13 protein-coding genes and 1 pseudogene are annotated in these 17,996 nt (G+C 42.6%); 10 read left to right on the forward strand and 4 right to left on the reverse strand.

Going from position 1 to position 17,996, the window contains the following annotated elements; all coding sequences use genetic code 11:
* The first annotated feature begins 345 nt into the window (after nt 1–345).
* The 4 genes and pseudogenes from treY to V7K36_RS15055 all read left to right on the forward strand — a co-directional run bounded on the left by treY (nt 346) and on the right by V7K36_RS15055 (nt 6,239).
* Complete coding sequence (gene treY / locus V7K36_RS15040; RefSeq protein ID WP_335116963.1) at nt 346–3,138, forward strand: malto-oligosyltrehalose synthase; 2,793 nt, start codon at nt 346–348, stop codon at nt 3,136–3,138.
* Nucleotides 3,139–3,500: 362 nt separating this feature from the next.
* Nucleotides 3,501–5,036 carry a trehalase family glycosidase gene (locus tag V7K36_RS15045; RefSeq protein ID WP_335116965.1) on the forward strand — a complete coding sequence of 512 codons (1,536 nt, stop codon included), beginning with the start codon at nt 3,501–3,503 and terminating at the stop codon, nt 5,034–5,036.
* A 142-nt stretch (nt 5,037–5,178) separates the two neighbouring features.
* A pseudogene (locus V7K36_RS15050) lies at nt 5,179–5,583 on the forward strand (Uma2 family endonuclease); the annotation flags it as partial.
* Between the two features lie 8 nt (nt 5,584–5,591).
* Nucleotides 5,592–6,239 (forward strand): DUF938 domain-containing protein, encoded by a 648-nt coding sequence (locus tag V7K36_RS15055; protein ID WP_335116967.1) that lies wholly within the window; start codon nt 5,592–5,594, stop codon nt 6,237–6,239.
* 459 nt (nt 6,240–6,698) lie between these two features.
* Here V7K36_RS15055 and V7K36_RS15060 read toward each other — a convergent pair whose 3' ends face one another.
* Nucleotides 6,699–6,851, reverse strand: coding sequence for a hypothetical protein (locus V7K36_RS15060; protein ID WP_334826257.1), 153 nt, complete (start codon nt 6,849–6,851; stop codon nt 6,699–6,701).
* Nucleotides 6,852–7,303: 452 nt separating this feature from the next.
* On the opposite strand from V7K36_RS15060, the gene V7K36_RS15065 reads away from it, so the two are divergent.
* The 4 genes from V7K36_RS15065 to V7K36_RS15080 all read left to right on the forward strand — a co-directional run bounded on the left by V7K36_RS15065 (nt 7,304) and on the right by V7K36_RS15080 (nt 12,020).
* Nucleotides 7,304–8,725, forward strand: coding sequence for a nicotinate phosphoribosyltransferase (locus tag V7K36_RS15065; protein WP_335116968.1), 1,422 nt, complete (start codon nt 7,304–7,306; stop codon nt 8,723–8,725).
* A gap of 4 nt (nt 8,726–8,729) precedes the next feature.
* Complete coding sequence (locus V7K36_RS15070) at nt 8,730–9,329, forward strand: nicotinate-nucleotide adenylyltransferase (RefSeq protein WP_335117230.1); 600 nt, start codon at nt 8,730–8,732, stop codon at nt 9,327–9,329.
* Nucleotides 9,290–10,036: an NUDIX hydrolase gene (locus V7K36_RS15075; protein ID WP_335116970.1), complete on the forward strand. Its 747-nt coding sequence runs from the start codon at nt 9,290–9,292 to the stop codon at nt 10,034–10,036. Before V7K36_RS15070 ends, V7K36_RS15075 begins: the two co-directional genes overlap by 40 nt.
* Nucleotides 10,037–10,271: 235 nt before the next feature.
* On the forward strand, nt 10,272–12,020 hold the full coding sequence (locus tag V7K36_RS15080) for an NAD+ synthase (protein ID WP_335117232.1): 1,749 nt from the start codon (nt 10,272–10,274) through the stop codon (nt 12,018–12,020).
* 463 nt (nt 12,021–12,483) lie between these two features.
* Here V7K36_RS15080 and V7K36_RS15085 read toward each other — a convergent pair whose 3' ends face one another.
* On the reverse strand, nt 12,484–13,680 hold the full coding sequence (locus V7K36_RS15085) for a PD-(D/E)XK nuclease family protein (protein ID WP_335116972.1): 1,197 nt from the start codon (nt 13,678–13,680) through the stop codon (nt 12,484–12,486).
* 400 nt (nt 13,681–14,080) lie between these two features.
* Nucleotides 14,081–14,545 carry a CYTH domain-containing protein gene (locus V7K36_RS15090; RefSeq protein WP_334943022.1) on the reverse strand — a complete coding sequence of 155 codons (465 nt, stop codon included), beginning with the start codon at nt 14,543–14,545 and terminating at the stop codon, nt 14,081–14,083.
* A gap of 118 nt (nt 14,546–14,663) precedes the next feature.
* On the opposite strand from V7K36_RS15090, the gene V7K36_RS15095 reads away from it, so the two are divergent.
* On the forward strand, nt 14,664–15,731 hold the full coding sequence (locus tag V7K36_RS15095) for a WD40 repeat domain-containing protein (RefSeq protein WP_335116974.1): 1,068 nt from the start codon (nt 14,664–14,666) through the stop codon (nt 15,729–15,731).
* 57 nt (nt 15,732–15,788) lie between these two features.
* On the opposite strand, the gene V7K36_RS15100 is transcribed toward V7K36_RS15095, so the two are convergent.
* Nucleotides 15,789–16,436, reverse strand: coding sequence for a TetR/AcrR family transcriptional regulator (locus V7K36_RS15100; RefSeq protein WP_335116976.1), 648 nt, complete (start codon nt 16,434–16,436; stop codon nt 15,789–15,791).
* A 108-nt stretch (nt 16,437–16,544) separates the two neighbouring features.
* Here V7K36_RS15100 and V7K36_RS15105 point away from each other — a divergent pair, with 108 nt between their 5' ends.
* Entirely contained in the window at nt 16,545–17,915 is a 1,371-nt protein-coding gene (locus V7K36_RS15105) for an HlyD family secretion protein (protein WP_335116978.1), read from the forward strand.
* Nucleotides 17,916–17,996: the final 81 nt, after the last annotated feature.

Genomic DNA, 17,996 nt, shown 5'->3' on the forward strand with positions numbered 1-17,996 from the left:
TAACCTCAAGTTTTAAGTTAAAAGGCTGAACGTTCAAGCTAAATGGCTCAACATTCGAGCTAAAAGGCTGAACGTTCGAGCTAAAAGGCTGAACGTTCAAGCTAAAAGGCTGAACATTCAAGCTAAAAGGCTCAAATTCCCCAAGTAATAGTAATATCGTGTCCGCCAAATTACCCATAATAAAAGAACCCCACCCCCAACCCCTCCCCGCAAGCAGGGAGGGGAGACAAAGCACAGCTTTGGCGGGGTGGGGTTCTTCGGGTTTAATGAGCAATCAAACGGACATAATATAAGTCCCTCGTCCGCCTCACTACCTACTCCCTCATCTCTAATTAGAACAAACTCATGCGAATTCCTACCGCAACTTATCGAATTCAGTTTACACCTCAGTTTGGCTTTGATAACGCTAAAGCGATCGCAGCTTATCTAGCAGATTTAGGTATTTCCGATTTGTATGCTTCCCCCATTTTCAAGGCACGATCCGGGAGTACACACGGCTACGATATAGTAGATGCCACTCAACTAAACCCAGAATTAGGAACGAATGAATCGTTTGATGCATTAGTTGGCGAAGTTCAATCCCTTGGTATGGGCTGGTTACAAGATATTGTGCCCAACCACATGGCCTATACCAGCGAAAACCTTTACTTAATGGATATATTGGAACACGGCCCAGATTCCAGTTATACCGACTACTTCGACCTTTCTTGGAATGCTCCCTTTGGCGATCGCCAACAGCGAATCCTAGCGCCGCTACTGGGAGATTTCTATGGTGCATCCCTAGAAAACGGACACATTCAACTACAATATGAACAAAACGGTTTAACTGTAAACTATTACAGCTTAAAACTGCCACTGCGGTTAGAATCTTACACAAAATTTATCACCCATAATTTGGGCAAACTCACGCGCACACTCGGACGCAATCACCCCGATTTTATTAAACTATTGGGGATTCTGTATATTCTCAAAAATGTGCCTTCAGAAGTTGCGGGAAAACAGCGACAAGACCAAATTGCCTTTATTAAAGGATTGGTTTGGGAACTCTACACCACCAATGATGCCATCCGCGAGTTCATTGACGAAAATATCCAAACCTTCAACGGAGAACCAGGAAATTCAGATAGCTTTAACCTCCTAGATGAGTTACTGAATGACCAGTTTTACCGTCTCGCCTTCTGGAAAGTGGGGGCAGAGGAAATGAACTACCGGCGTTTCTTTACTGTCAATGAACTGATTTCCGTTAAAGTTGAAGAACTGCGGGTTTTTAATAATACCCACAGCCTAATTCAAAAGCTGGTTGACGAGGGTATATTTACAGGTTTACGCATTGACCACATTGATGGACTTTATAACCCAATCCAATATCTAGAAAGGCTGCGCGAAAAGACGGGTGATGTTTATATCACCGTTGAGAAGATTTTGGAACTCACCGAAGAATTGCCGGAAAACTGGGAAATTGAAGGTACATCGGGATATGACTTTCTCAACTATGTAAATGGTGTATTTTGTCAAACTGAAAATGAATCATCCTTCGATAAAATCTATCATAACTTTATCGGCTCACGAGTAGATTATTCATCGGTAGTGAAGGATAAAAAGCACCTAATATTAGAAAAGAATTTAGCCGGTGATATTGACAATCTGGCTCTTTTGTTAAAGAATGTTTCCAGCAAATATCGCTATGCTAATGATTTTACACTGAATGGACTAAAAAGAGCGATCGCGGAAGTTTTGACATTGTTCCCGATTTACCGCACCTATATTACGCCAGATGGAATTGGGAACAGCGATCGCGCTACCATTGAAAAAGTAATTGACCAAGCCAAAGAACAAGCGCCCCTGTTGCAGCACGAACTGACCTTTATTGAAAAGTTAATGCTGCTAGAGTTTGATAATTCTCTGACTCAAACAGAACGCGAACAGTGGATATATTTTGTCTTGCGAATGCAGCAATACAGCGGGCCGCTAATGGCGAAAGGCGTTGAAGACACTACATTATATGTTTACAATCGGTTACTGTCGCTGAATGAAGTGGGGGGTAATCCCGGTCATTTTGGGATTTCAGTAACCAAATTTCATGCCTTTAACCAACAGCACCAAGCAACTTGGCCTCACACAATGAACACCACAGCCACCCACGACACTAAACGCGGCGAAGATGTGCGGGCTAGGTTGAATGTCCTCTCAGAAATCCCCGATGAGTGGGAACAGCAGGTAAATACTTGGAGCGCCATTAATCGGGGAAATCGTAGCCATCGCCACGGCTTTGCTATGCCCGATCGCAACGATGAGTATTTTCTCTATCAAACCCTAGTTGGGGCGTTTCCCTTTGCCGAACATGAACATGCATCCTTCGTGGAACGGGTGAAAGACTATATAATTAAGGCAATTCGAGAAGCAAAAGTCCATACAGCTTGGTTGCGACCTGATAGCGAGTATGAAGAAGCTTGTACCTCCTTTATTGAGAAGGTACTCGATCCTTCCATCTCCGGGGAATTTCTAGAAGCCTTTCGTCCCTTTCAACAGCGAATTGCCGACTATGGGATATTCAATTCCCTTTCCCAAACTCTATTGAAGATTACCACGCCAGGTGTACCCGACTTTTATCAAGGAACAGAACTTTGGGAACTAAGCCTAGTCGATCCAGACAATCGCCGTCCCGTGGATTTTGAACAGCGACGTACTTACTTAAGCTCCATCCGCGAACAGGTAAAAACAGATATTCTCGGACTAATTCAGGAGTTGCTGAACGACAAAACAGACGGCAAAATCAAACTGTTTTTAACGGCTCAATTACTTCAAACTAGAACAAACTATGTCTCATTATTCCAGGATGGCGACTATCTGCCGTTAGAAGTTCAGGGAACTTATGCCAATCACATTATCGCCTTTGCGCGGCGGGAGGGGAATCAAACAGCGATCGCGATCGCGCCTCGCTTTTTAACTAGCCTCATCCAGCCTGGAGACAATCCCTTGGGCGAATCAGTTTGGCAAGATACGCATCTGCTATTACCCCCTGGAACTCCCCTCACCTGGAAAAACGTCCTGACTCAGCAACCATTACAGGCAAAAGAAACCCTATCGATCGCAGCAGCCCTAGCTCATTTTCCAGTTGCTCTGTTAGTCAGTGATTAACGGGCATGGGGCAAAAGAGGCAGAGGGAAAGAGTGGAGAGGGCAGAGGGCAGAGGGGAAAACTCTTTCTTCTACCTTGCTCCCCGATCTAGCCGTGTGAAGGTGACATATAGATTGAATTTCATATTTGTTCAACTCAAATCTTCACTTTTTCTTTTAGAATTCTGAAAATTCCGAGTACTGCTCTCGAAGTTCCAAGTACTGCTCTCGAAGTTCCGAGTACTGATCTCGAAGTTCCGAGTTCTGAGCTAGTAATGAAATAGAAATTGCAGTCTCATCCAGACTCACCTTGACAGCGCTATTCACTATTCCTAGTTCTTAGTCTCTATTCCCCAGCCCCCATTTTGAATCTTGAGATGAATTATGACTACTCCAGCTTACACCGACACTCCACCAGCACTCACCACCGCGCAGATTGACGCCGTGCGATCGCATATCAAAAAAACCTGGAAAATCTTAACGCGATCGCACGAACATTTGTTGCAATCTGCGAAGGATACCAAGCTAGACCACAAAACAGACACTCCTTGGATTGTCTACATTTCCCCCTTAGAAGATTGTCCCAATATTCAAACTGTCTTGGAGCGATCGCTATCTCCAAAGGATATGCAAAGAATTGAAATTCGCACTTTGCCACCTGAAGTCGAGGCGATTAAAGAGCATGGGTTACTATACCTACCAGGGCCTTATGTAGTACCAGGTGGTCGCTTTAATGAAATGTATGGCTGGGATAGCTACTTTATATTACTGGGACTTTTGCACGATGGGGAATTAGAGCTAGCGCAAAGCCAAGTAGACCAACTGCTGTACCAGGTGGAGAATTACGGCATTATCCTCAATTCCAACCGGACTTATATGCTGTCGCGATCGCAACCCCCCGTCCTCAGCATGATGGTTTTGGCATTATTCCAGCACACCCAAGATCAAGAGTGGTTAAAGTCAACCGTACCTCTGCTAGAGCAATTTTACTATTACTGGGTAGTACCGCCCCACCTGAATCCCGGAACAGGCTTATCTAGATTCTATGCTCTTGGGGAAGGCCCCGCACCAGAAGTTTTGTTCTCCGAGCGGGATGAGGAGGGAAAAAGCCACTACGATCGCGTCAAGGAGTACTATAAAACTTTTGAAATTGAGGATTATGACGTTAGTCTTTATTACAATCAAGAAACTGACGAACTGACCAACCTATTTTACAAAGCCGATCGCACCATGCGCGAGTCTGGTTTTGATATCACCAACCGATTTGGCCCTTTCAGTGCTGATATCCTCCACTACGCTCCTGTGTGTCTCAACAGTTTGCTGTATCAGGTAGAACAAGACTTAGCGCAAATTAACGATATTCTGGGGAACGAACAACTGCAACAACAATGGTCCGATCGCGCAGATATCCGCCGCGATCGCATCGATCGGTTTCTCTGGGATGAAGAACAAGGACTTTATCTGGACTATCATTTCCAGAGTGGAAAACGCCGCCGCTACGAATTTGCTACCGCCTTTTATCCCCTGTGGCTGGGAATTGCTTCGCCAACCCAAGCCAAACGCGTCGTGAAAAACCTCTCTTTATTTGAAGCCCCAGGCGGAATTCTTACCAGTACTCATGTCACCGGAAACCAGTGGGATGCTCCCTTCGGTTGGGCACCATTGACGTTAATTGCCGTTCTTGGACTTCATCGATATGGGTTTCATGCAGAGGGCGATCGCATTGCCAATAAATTCCTGGCTATGGTAATTAAAGAATTTGAGCGTCACAACACCCTAGTTGAGAAATATGATGTTGAACGCTGTTCTGCCAACGTTTCCGACGAAATTTCCTTTGGATATAGTTCTAACGAAATTGGCTTCGGCTGGACAAATGGAGTCGTTTTGGAACTCTTAGCAGGCTGTGGGAAAAAAGTTTAAATAAAACCCCTGTAGGGTGTGTTATCGCGTTAGCGTAACGCATCATTCCCGGTTTTCGGTGCCCTGCGTCAGCCGTAACACACCCTACAATCAAAGCATTACTTCATAACTGGCTTGCACCACATCATCAGGAATAATCGCAATGGTTCAATCAGCCTCAAAAGTTCTGACCGTTGATGAATTTATTAGCCATTACGGTGAGTGCGATCGCTATGAATTAATTGATGGTGAATTAATTGAGATGGAACCAACCGGGCCACATGAGCAAGTATCTGCTTTGATTGGGCGAAAACTGAATGTAGAAATTGATCGTCAGGATCTAAGCTACTTTATTCCCCATCGCTGTCTAATCAAACTATTAGGAACAGAAACAGCTTTTCGTCCCGATGCGATCGTGTTAGACCAAACTCAATTAATTAATGAACCATTGTGGCAACAACAACCTGTAATTACATCAGGAAACTCAATCAAACTGATTGCTGAAGTTGTTAGCACAAACTGGCAGAACGATTACGCCCGCAAGGTTGAAGATTACGCCCTGTTAGGACGATACGGATGACACCACAAGACGCACGACAATATGCACCAGCAACCCAGCGCAATAGCGAACCAATTATAGAAGTACTTTTACAAGTGTTGCCAAAGAGTGGCACGATATTGGAAATAGCAAGTGGTACTGGCGAACATGCAGTATTTTTTGCCACCAAGCTCAGTCCTCGTTCGTGGTTGCCAACAGATGCAAATCCACAATTACGAGCCAGCATTACTGCATGGGCTGAACACTTTGGCTGTTATAATCTTTATCCACCGCTTGAGCTTGATGTCAGAGAACCAGTTTGGCCAGTGGAGAATCGTGCATTTGATTGGCTTAATAGGGAGCCAATTGTCGCCATCGTCAACATCAATATGATTCACATTTCACCGTGGTCAGCCTGTCTAGGACTAATGGCAGGGGCAGATCGGATCTTACCAGCAGGAGGTATCCTCTATTTATATGGGCCTTTTAAACAAGGTGGAGAACATACAGCAGCGAGTAATGCAGCTTTTGACGAATCTTTACGCGCCCAAAATCCAGAGTGGGGTGTACGTAACTTGGATGATGTTGTAGCAGTAGCTAGCGCCCAAAACCTGATCTTGAAACAGACTTACCAAATGCCAGCAAATAATCTTTCAGTAGTGTTTGAACATTCTGCTAATGAATAATTTCTAGGGAGCCAGTCCACTAATACAGCATTTTTCAGGTAGGTAAATGAGGTACACAGGTAGGGGCATAACAATGTTGTGCCCTGACAATAATCTGTACAGAGGCGCTTATTGCAATTTGTTGTATATATTATGTTGAAAAAAATCAAGCAAGTCGCATCAGAGGCTTTGATTTTTCCTCCCCAACCCTACAAGGGTTGGGGTTGGGGGTTAGGTTTGAGAGAAAGTTGCAGATGGCGTTAAGTAACTATTCACACCATCAATTTTATCTTGACAGATGTTAGTCCGCTTGTTTTAAACGGCTCTACCCGCTTAAAACAAACCTTTAATCATTCACGCTCACTTACTTAGGACTCGAGTTTGATTAATGAAAACTTTTTCAGATAAAAGCCTTGCCTGACAAAGATTTCAGTCTCAGTGTGCTTATAATTATTCAAGTTGGATTCTTATATTCAGTACCTAATCATTATCATCTTTATGCTTATCATAAGGCTCACCTTTAAAAGGTTGTACGCCAATATTAGGATAAGCATCATCATTAGGCCCAAAAATCCGCATTGCAGCTTCAGAAATATACTTGGTTATGTTCGCAATGATTTTGGAAATAGCCATAATATTGGACTCCTTATTTTTGAGTCGCTTTAATTGTGATATCTATACTCTAATGCTGAGATTTTTGACTGGCTCTAATTCTCAACACATTGAGATTATACGCAATGTTTATTCAGATAACTTCGCAATACTTTAGTTTGTCAGAAAGCCAAACTTTTCTCACTAATTCTAATCGTAACATAGTTATTTCTCCAACCCTAGTTTGGCAAAAAGGCTGGTAAACAAACTTTCTCTGACAGGATATTGTTTGCTTTCATTAGCCGCCTTGTGAAATTAACATTATTGCTAACTATTACTATTAAAAAATATTAAGTATTTTATGAAGTTAGTATTAATTTGCCTATAAATCTACTGTTCTACGGCAATCTCTGAAATATATTCGCCGGGAGTTGACATTATTTATGGTAGATATTACCATAAATAGCAGAAGCGTCTTGTAAGGAAGCTCTTGGATGACAATTTTTTTGCCAGATTTGGACTATGTACATAAACAGCAGAACCAGGAACTAAACCTCTCTGCGGATGACTACAGCTTGCTGACCGACCTTTACCAGTTGACGATGGCAGCTTGTTACACAGGCGAAGGTATAGAACAACGACGGGCAAGCTTTGAGTTGTCCGTCAGGCGATTGCCAGAGGGTTTTGGCTATTTAATTGCAATGGGGCTGACGCAGGCATTGGAATATTTAGCCAAATTCCGCTTTAGTCCGTCGCAAATTGCGGCATTACAGGCAACGGGAATTTTTGCTCACGCTGACGATCGCTTTTGGTCACTTTTAGCTGAGGGAAAGTTTACGGGTGATGTTTGGGCAGTACCGGAAGGGACAGCCGTCTTTGCCAATCAACCACTGTTGCGCGTGGAAGCACCCCTTTGGCAAGCCCAACTAGTGGAAACTTACCTGCTGAATACGATTAATTACCAGACTTTGATTGCCACAAAAGCAGCACGGTTGCGGGATGTAGCGGGGGAGGAAGCTACACTTTTAGAATTTGGGACAAGACGAGCATTTAGTCCCCAGGCTGCTTTGTGGGCAGCGCGGGCGGCATTGGCAGGTGGGTTAGATTCCACTTCCAATGTGTTAGCAGCGCTACAACTGGGACAAAAGCCAAGTGGTACGATGGCACACGCCCTGGTGATGGCGTTGTCAGCAATAGAAGGCACTGAAGAACAAGCTTTTAGTGCATTTCATCGATATTTTCCGGGTGCGCCATTGTTGATTGATACTTACGATACCGTTGCTGCTGCCCAGCGCTTGGCCGAAAAAGTAAATTCCGGGGAAATGCAATTAACAGGAGTGAGATTGGACTCAGGAGATTTAGTTACCTTATCAAAACAGGTGCGATCGCTCCTTCCCGGTGTGCCAATTTTTGCCAGTGGCGACTTGGACGAGTGGGAAATTGCCAGATTAAAAGCTGCTGGGGCCGAAATTGATGGTTACGGACTGGGAACGCGACTAGTTACAGGTTCGCCCGTAAATGGAGTTTATAAACTTGTAGACATTGATGGCATCCCAGTGATGAAACAGTCGAGTGGTAAGGTTACTTATCCAGGGCGCAAGCAGATTTTTCGCTCGTTTACCGGAGGTAAGGTAAAAGCAGACAGGTTAGGACTTTTAGGTGAAAATACTCTGGAAGAAGAACCTTTGTTGCAATTGGTAATGCAGGAGGGTCAACGGGTGCAACCACTGGAGTCATTGGCAACAATTCGTCAGCGTACCGTCGCCTCAGTTGCCAGTTTGCCAGAACAGACAAGGCGTTTGGATCATCCTGTAGCTGTAGAAGTGGAGATTTCTGCTGCACTGCAAGAGTTGACAGAGAAAACTAAGAAACAAAACGCATTCGCGCAGCGTCTCGTAGAGAAGGACGCAAAGTAAGATGATGAAAATTGCTTTGTTTGGTACTAGTGCCGATCCACCAACTGCTGGACATCAGGCGATTCTGAGTTGGTTGTCTGAGCGTTATGATTGGGTAGCGGTTTGGGCAGCAGATAATCCATTTAAGTCCGATCAAACACCCTTAGAGCATCGGGCGGCAATGCTGCAACTGTTGATTGCGGATATAGACGCGCCACGGCATAATATTGCTTTGGAACAAGAATTGAGTAGCTTTAGAACACTGGAAACAGTGGAAAAAGCGAAGCTTATTTGGGGTGAGGACGCTGAATTGACGTTGATTATTGGTTCAGATTTACTGAGTCAGCTACCACGTTGGTATCACATTGAAGATTTGTTACAGGAAGTGCAACTACTGATCGTGCCGCGACCGGGATATGCAATAGATGAGTCTAGTTCAGAGGTAGTACAAAAGCTGGGAGGGAAGATTGCGATCGCCTCTTTTACTGGTCTAGATGTTTCCTCAACAGCGTACCGCGAACATGGAGATTCTGAAGCCCTCACAGCCCCTGTAGTTGCCTATATTAATCGAGAGCATTTGTACAAATGCCAGGACATTCCCAAAAAAAGATACCAACTCCGCTAAACCAACAACCTTTGGCCGATTTCAAGGTTGGTGTTGATAATGTAATTTTTTCTGTAGATACTGCCCAAAACCGGCTGTTAGTTCTATTAGTAATGCGACAGCAAGAACCATTTTTAAATCATTGGAGTCTTCCCGGTACTTTGGTGCGTCCAGGAGAGTCTTTAGAAGATGCTGCCTATCGCATTATGGCAGAGAAAATTAAGGTCAACAATCTCTATTTAGAACAACTGTATACATTTGGCGGGCCGAATCGCGATCCACGGGAAGCAACCGATAGTTATAATGTGCGTTATCTATCAGTTAGTTACTTTGCTTTAGTGCGATTTGAGGAAGCCGAATTGATTGCCGATCGCATGACTGGTATAGCTTGGTATCCAGTAAAAGAAGTGCCGCAATTAGCTTTTGATCATAATGAAATTCTGGCTTATGGACACAGGCGGTTGCGAAATAAATTAGAGTATAGCCCGGTGGCTTTTGAAGTGTTGCCAGAAATGTTTACCCTGAATGATTTATATCAGTTATACGCAACAGTTTTAGGGGACAACTTTTCCGATTATTCTAATTTTCGGGCGCGTCTACTCAAGTTAGGTTTTTTATGCGATACCGGAATTAAGGTATCGCGGGGTGCTGGTCGCCCGGCTAGTTTGTATAAGTTTGACGCCGAAGCTTTTGCTCCCTTAAAAGATAAACCTTTGGTGTTTATTTAACCAACCGCTACGTGAGATGAGAGATAAAGGGAATAACCAATCTGACTTTTAACGTCATGTGGAAAAGCTCGCATTAAACCTAACCCCTAACCCCCTTCCCGACGCGGGAAGGGGGAAAATTCAAAGTCTCTTTCCTTTTAGGAGAGAGAAATAGAAGTGAGGTTTTCCAAATACTGTGAAAAGTCAGAATAAGCAATACCCAATGACCAATGACAAATGACAAATGACAAACAAAATGAAAATTGCGATCGCTCAAATTAATCCGACAATTGGTGATTTACTTTTGAATGCCCAAAAAATCCTGGAGGCGTCACAGCAAGCAGCATCTAGCGGTGCGCGTTTGTTGGTGACACCAGAACTTTCTTTGTGTGGCTATCCACCAAGAGATTTATTACTAAATCCTAGTTTTGTGGAAGCAATGGGCATGACTTTACAAAACTTAGCGCGGGATTTACCACCAAATTTAGCTGTGTTGGTAGGAACTGTTGAACAGAACCTGAAAGCGTCTATTAGTGGCGGTAAAACTTTATTTAATAGTATAGCTTTATTAGAGAATGGCAAGGTCAAGCAACTTTTTCACAAGCGACTTTTGCCTACTTACGATGTATTCGATGAACGGCGCTATTTTGAACCAGGATTGCAGGCTAATTATTTCACTCTAGATAATATCCATATTGGCGTAACTATTTGCGAAGATTTATGGAACGATGAAGAATTTTGGGGCAAACGTAGTTATGCAGTGAATCCGATTGCTGACTTAGCAATTCTCGGTGTAGATTTGATTGTAAATTTGTCTGCTTCCCCCTACACAGTCGGGAAACACCAGTTTCGAGAAACAATACTCAGGCATAGTGCAGTACGTTTTCAACAACCGATTATTTACGCTAATCAGGTTGGGGGAAATGATGACCTAATTTTTGATGGGCGGAGTTTTGCCTTGAATCGTCAAGGTGAAATTATGTGTCGCGCCCGTGGTTTTGACACCGATTTAGTGGTGGTCGAATTTGACGAGGCGCAACGGGATTTGCAGTTGGGTTATGTAGCACCTGTGGATGAATCGGAAGATGAAGAAATTTGGCAAGCTTTGGTTTTGGGAGTGCGAGATTATGCTCGCAAGTGTCGCTTTTCTAAAGTAGTGTTGGGTTTAAGTGGCGGGATTGACTCTGCAATAGTAGCAGCGATCGCAACTGCTGCACTTGGTAAAGAAAATGTCCTCGGTGTTCTCATGCCTTCCCCTTACAGTTCCGAGCATTCTATTAGCGATGCTGTGGCATTAGCCGAAAATCTGGGGATTAAGACTAATCTTTTACCGATTGGCGAGTTAATGCAAGCCTTTGATCAAACATTAGGCGATTTGTTTGCGGGTACTGAGTTTGGATTGGCAGAAGAGAATATCCAATCCCGAATTCGGGGTAATTTATTAATGGCGATCGCTAATAAATTTGGCTATCTGCTTTTATCTACCGGTAACAAATCAGAAATGGCGGTTGGTTACTGTACCCTCTACGGCGATATGAATGGCGGGTTAGCGGTAATTGCAGATGTTCCTAAAACCTGTGTTTATTCACTTTGCCACTGGTTAAATCGCAATCATGAAATCATCCCGCAAAACATCTTGATTAAACCACCCAGCGCCGAACTCAAACCAGGTCAAGTGGATCAAGACTCTCTACCGCCCTACGAAATTTTGGACGATATTTTGCAACGCCTGATTCACAACCACCAATCAGCAGCACAAATTGTCCTAGCTGGTCACGATCCCGTGATTGTAAACCGAGTAATCCAAATGGTGGCGCGGGCTGAATTTAAACGGCGACAAGCACCCCCAGGCTTGAAAATCACCGATCGCGCCTTCGGAACTGGTTGGCGAATGCCAATTGCTAGTAATTGGGTTGGTGTCAAAAACGCTTACCAGACTAAAACCATAGCTACACCTACCTTAGTCTATTGGGATGGACAAAATACCCATCAGCAAATTAAGTAATTAGTTATGCTAACCACAGTTGAATTAGTTGGGGATTTATACACCAACTAATTCAATTACAAATTATTTAAATCCCCATCCCTAAAACCTCAGTGAGAGCATTGCTTTCCCGCCCTGCAATAAATTGCGGGCTAATAGCTAAAGTGCGTTAAAACGCACTGAAATTAAAGAAAATATATTTTAATTACTGAGAAAAGGATTTAGCGATGGCTGCGCCCGCCGAAGGCATCGCACCTTTTTTCCCAAACCTCACAAAATCGCATTGCTCCCGAAGAATTATTGTAGGTCGCGGTAACTTGTATACGCCCTGTATATAAGCGTTTTAGCGGAACAGGAATTATTAACTCTGCACCACCTGAGATTATTTTTCACTTCTCAACACTTATTTACGAATTAAATATGCAACAAATAGCCGTGCGATCGCAGTTCCCCACAACTAAAGCACTCTATACCTCAAAACAACTCATTCAACAGGAAAAATACTATTTTTGGCAATAGGATGAAGGCGGTTTGTTAAAGCTTCTAACTCACCACCAGCAAGCAGCAATTCAATAACTTCACGGCCATACAAAATAAATCTGTCAACTTGCTGTTCAAACGTTATAGTACCTCGGAAGACCTCAACTAGAGGTTTTCTTAAATGAAGAGGATGCCAAGGGTTTGGTCTGGCTACGTCAAATTTGTGATCGTGAAAATCCCATGTCCTTGAATTCTCTTTTAATCTTGAGCGCAATTTAGTATATTCATCAGAATAAAAAAAATCGCCTTCAAATGAATTCCATCTCTTTATATTAAAACCTAAAATTAAACAAAAATCTGGCCCGATATATAAATTGGAAGGTTGCACTTTAAAATCGGAGCCATCTAGAAGAGTACCAACGAATATACTCGGAAAGGAAACATCTAAAATTTCTGGCCCTAATCGCCCAAACTGATATTGATATTTCGCTGGCATAGAGGGAATAGGTGCATCTTTGTTAAATCCAATTCTTTCTAATACCCAACGCCAATCTACTTCAGCAGCACGTAAGGTTATGTTCTTCAGGTTAGGCTGTAGTGATTTAGCAGGGAAATAAGAAACTATACTTTCATAAGAAACTGGTGCTGTTGGCCCTAAATTTTCCTCAGCAAGCATATCTATAAAATCACGAACCAGACTATCATCTGATTTTGTTTCTAACCAATGCTTCAAAAATTTATATATATCACTCCAAGTCAGAGCTAAGTCAGGATTTTGTTCATGTTGCCGAGTTAATCCAGTAATAAGAATTAATTTATATCCTTGTGACCACTTTAAGTTTGCATAGTTACGATATCTATCTAGTTGCCCTGGACTAAGATTTGACCATACCTTGTGTTCAAATATCAAGGCAAATTGTTCCCAATCTGCCAACATATCTATTTGTCCACCAGGGAAGGTGTATTGTGTTTTCCACTCTGGTAGTTTATGAGTTAAAGGAAGAGGTTCTGGTAATTTTAAACTGAGATAATCTACAAATTCACGAGCAAGCATCTCTTTATTTCTCAGCAACCAAGCAAAACCTTCAGTCAGAAAATTCTCAATTGGATCAAGCTCTTGGCTTTTGGGATATTTACGTAGTGCGCTAAACAAGCTATCTGACAAGCCTATATTCTCCATAGTTTTTAAAGCCTTCAACATAGCATATAGACAAAGGTATTGTCCTTATGCGATCGCGCTACACTCAACAATTTTGATTGCCTTGATTAGTGGGATTTAGACAAAAAACAGCGATAAAATGACCTTAAATGTATATACAGAGAGACTTTGACATGGTTTTGCTTGATTTCTTGATATATCTGGGTTTGGGTCATTTCCTGAGCATTTAGTGTATTTCCCTTACCCTGCATGGGTTTGAGCCTTGTTTCTCACTCAAAAATGTTTAAGTCCCGTTAACTTCTTTCTTTGTGACGGCAGTCGCTACAACGGGGGGAACCCCCGCAACGCGCTGCCTCTCCTTTGCGGTTCGTTTTTCTTTTTTGTACTTAAATATGGTTTAGCGCATCTTCATACAGAATTGGTATCAGCAATATTTCAGCCATTACCATTGTGAAAAAGGGTGTTTTACTAAATTGCTGTTGAAATATCTGGAGTCATCAGAAACTTCTTCTCCAATCCAGGTTGGTAGTTCAATTTGTTGGTTTTCATCACTGAGTTCAACTTCTGCTAATATTAGTCCTTTATTAACACCATCAAACTCATCTATTTCCCAAATCAAACCACCCGACTCTATTTTATATCTGATTTTTTCTATAAAGGGACGTTCACACAATGTCTCAAGTATTTCTTGAGCATCTTCAACAGGAATCGGATACTCAAACTCTAATCTTGAATATTTGATATTCGGGCCTTTAATGGTCAAATAACTTTTTTCCCCGACTATACGTATACGTACAGTCGCTTTGTCTTGTGTGGCAATGTATCCTTGACGATATACACTACCTTCAGCTAATCCTCTCCAGCTATCTCCTCTCACTAAATATTTCCGCTCTATTTCTTTCGCCATTCTATTTATTTGCTTTGATGTAATAATTTACACTATCAAGTGGCTGTAGTTTATCACATAGGGTGCATCGCGCCCCATCAAATGGGAATCATATTATATAATTGCGTTCCTCAGCACCATGAAATTATTGAATTTCCTCAAATCCAAACCAGCTATTATAGCCTTAGCAATTGCAGTAAACATCATTGTCATTGATGTACATTCTTCCAATTCAAATCCTCCCATTGGTAAGAGTACAATTACTCAGCCCCAATCACATATTCAACTTGTTCACACACTCACAGCGCATAAAAAAGTGACTTTTGGTGTTTCAGCAGTTGTAATTAGCCCGGATGGGAAAACCCTGATTAGTGGAGGTAGAGATGATACAATTAAAGTCTGGAATCTACGTACTGGAAAATTGTTGCGTAGTTTAGATGCTCACTCAGATGGTGTTACTTCAATTGCAATTAGTCCAGATGGCAAGCGGATTGTAAGTGGTGGAATAACCACCCCAACAATGAAGGTTTGGGATTTACGCACTCAATTAATGCTTAACATCGAAAGTGGACATACCCAGCCAGTAGAAACCGTTGCGATTAGTTCAGATGGTAGATTGATTGCTAGTGGCAGTGATGATCACACAATCAAGCTTTGGGATTTACATAGGCTTAAGTTGCTTGATACCATTACTGCACATTCACAATTTGTGAGTAAGGTTGCATTTAGCCCTGATATGCAAACCCTTGTAAGTAGTGGGGGTGGTGATGACAATACAATTAAGCTCATTTCACTGCAAACTAAAAAAACACGCCATATTCTCAAAGGGCACAAAACCGGAGTTGATGCTATTGGCATTACTTCAGATAGCAAAAAGCTCGTCACTGGCAGTTTTGGTCAGCTAGTTTCTGGAAATCGGGCAATTAGCACCCTGAAGTTATGGAATCTCCAAACTGGAAAACTGTTGCATGAGTTTCCTGACAATTTTAGTTCAGTTGAATCTCTTGTGATCAGCCCCGATGGAAAAATTCTGATCTGCGGCAATTTTGATGGCACTATTAAACTGTGGAGCTTAGAGACTTTGAAGCTGTTGCAGACCTTTGAAGATGGTTCCAGTTCTGTTTTAGGGCTTGCTCTTAGCCCAGATGGTAAAACTCTTGCTAGTAGCAATGAGGATAGCACTATACATATTTGGCAAATCAACTAACTGCATTAGCTATTACCTACAGATGGAAATTTAAACACCAAAAAACAGATTTTACAATCACCTAGAAAGGTATATTTCCGTATTTAGGGACTGGCTGATGACCATGTTGATTAAGCTGTCTACCAAGCGATCGCGTGACAAAAACATGAGTTCTTTCCCATACAAAAGGTCTTGTAAAATCACGTAGGATACCAGCGAACCAAAAAAAATCTGAGCCATTGCTTCTGGATCGGTGATTCCTAATTCTGGATGAGATGCAAAATACTGACTCAGCATTTGCCGACTGCGCTGCACAACGGTTTGGGTATAAAGTTTTGCTAGTTCCGGAAAGTTTTGTGACTCAGTGATAATCAAACGCAACAAGGCCAAATAATCGGGATTATCAGCGACTTTGGTTAAATAAATTTCCGCAAGTTGACGCAACAAAATCTCTGGTTCGCCCTGCAATTTTTCTGTGCAAAAAATGCTTTGAAAACAAGCCAACGTCAACCGTTCTATCAACGCTTTAAACAGCCCTTCTTTATCTTGAAAGTGACTGTATATCGTTTGCTTCGACACTCCAGCTGACGCGCTGACACGATCCATACTTGTTCTAGCGTAACCCTCCTTCAAAAATACCCGGATAGCTCCTTGCAAGATTTGCTCCTGCTTGGGATTGATCGCAGGTAAAGGATTTTCTATTTCGGAAGTAGGATTTTTGGACATGAAGAGTAAATTTTTTGACGTATCTCTTGTGTCATAATACTAGACAGTCTAGTATTATGACAAAGAATTTCCGTCTACAAAATATTTTTCCCAATCCAGGGTGCTACCATGACTCAGACTATCCCGACATCCCCGGAAAATCTTAAAGATGCCCCAGTATCGAAGCAGCAGCGCCGCAAGAAACCGATTCCTTTACTGATCGGGGGGGTGCTGGTGGTGGTTGGCATTGGCTACGCTGTGTGGCACAGTCAACCGCAAGGATCAGTGAATGTACTGCAAGTTAGCGGACGGATTGAGGGTTATGAAACCGAGATTGGGATCAAGCGTTCTGGAAGAATTGAGTCAATTGCAGTGCGGGAAGGGGCAGCAGTTAAAAAGGGGCAACAGTTAATTAAGTTAGACGACACAGAAGATCAATTGTTGCAAGGACAACTGCTTGGTACTCAAGCGAGAGTAACATCTGCTAAGTATGATGAACAGCAGGCAATTTCAGATGTCGAGCAAGTCGCCAGAGAAATTCAAGAAATTAACAGCCAAATTAACGAAGGCAAACTGAATTTGCGGCAGTCCCAAGGGGATACCAAAGGCAGAATTGAGCAGGCACGAGCAAATGTAGCAGCAGCCAGAGCCACATTAGTACAAGCACAAGCGCAAGTTAAGCAGGCAGCAGCAGAAGTTAATTTAGCAAAAATCAACCGCGATCGCTATGCCCAATTAGTCAAAGAAGGGGCGATCAATCAACAACAATTCGATCAAGCACAAACCACTCTTGATACTGCGATCGCAACCCTAGAAGCACGAGTTGCAGCAGTTAATGCCGAACGCCAACAGTTAAGCGCGACATCAGGGGCGTTAACTCAAGTTCAAACTACAGGTTTCAATCCTGACATTCGCAACGCCCAGTTAACAGCATTAGTCAGAAAGCAGCAGCAAAGTGATGCTCAACTTAAATCTGCACAGGCAAAAGTCAACTCTGCCCATGCCAAAGTGAAAGATGCCCAAGCATCAAATCAGCAAATCCTCACCCAGATTGCAGACTCCAAAAAAGATTTAAATGTAGTTAGTCCCTTAGATGGAGTAGTGACAGCCCGTAGTGTCGAACCGGGTGCAGTAGTTAGCAGTCAGACTAATATTTTGACAATTGTTGACCCCAAGACACTATATTTTAGAGGTTTTATTCCCGAAGGTGATATTGGCAGAGTGCGTCTAGGACAAACAACGAAAATCTTGATTGATTCTGCGCCAGATAAACCACTAGAAGGTAAAGTAATTGCCATCGATCCGCAAGCTTCATTTACACCAGAGAATATTTACTTTCAAAAAGATCGAGTCAGACAAGTAGTAGGAATTCGGATAAAACTTCAAAACCCTGATAACTGCTTTAACCCCGAAAATCCTTATACCAAATCAGATTTACCCTGCGCCAAAATGGGGATGCCAGCAGATGCCGAAATCAAGCTGAAGACAGAAGCCAGATAAAAAAACAAGAGAGCAAATATTTACTTACTACAACATTTCATTAATTCATAGCGAATTCTCTGCGTACCTCTGCGCTTCCCT

It is taken from the genome of Nostoc sp., assembly GCF_036919555.1.
In the GTDB taxonomy this organism is placed as follows: Bacteria; Cyanobacteriota; Cyanobacteriia; order Cyanobacteriales; family Nostocaceae; genus Nostoc.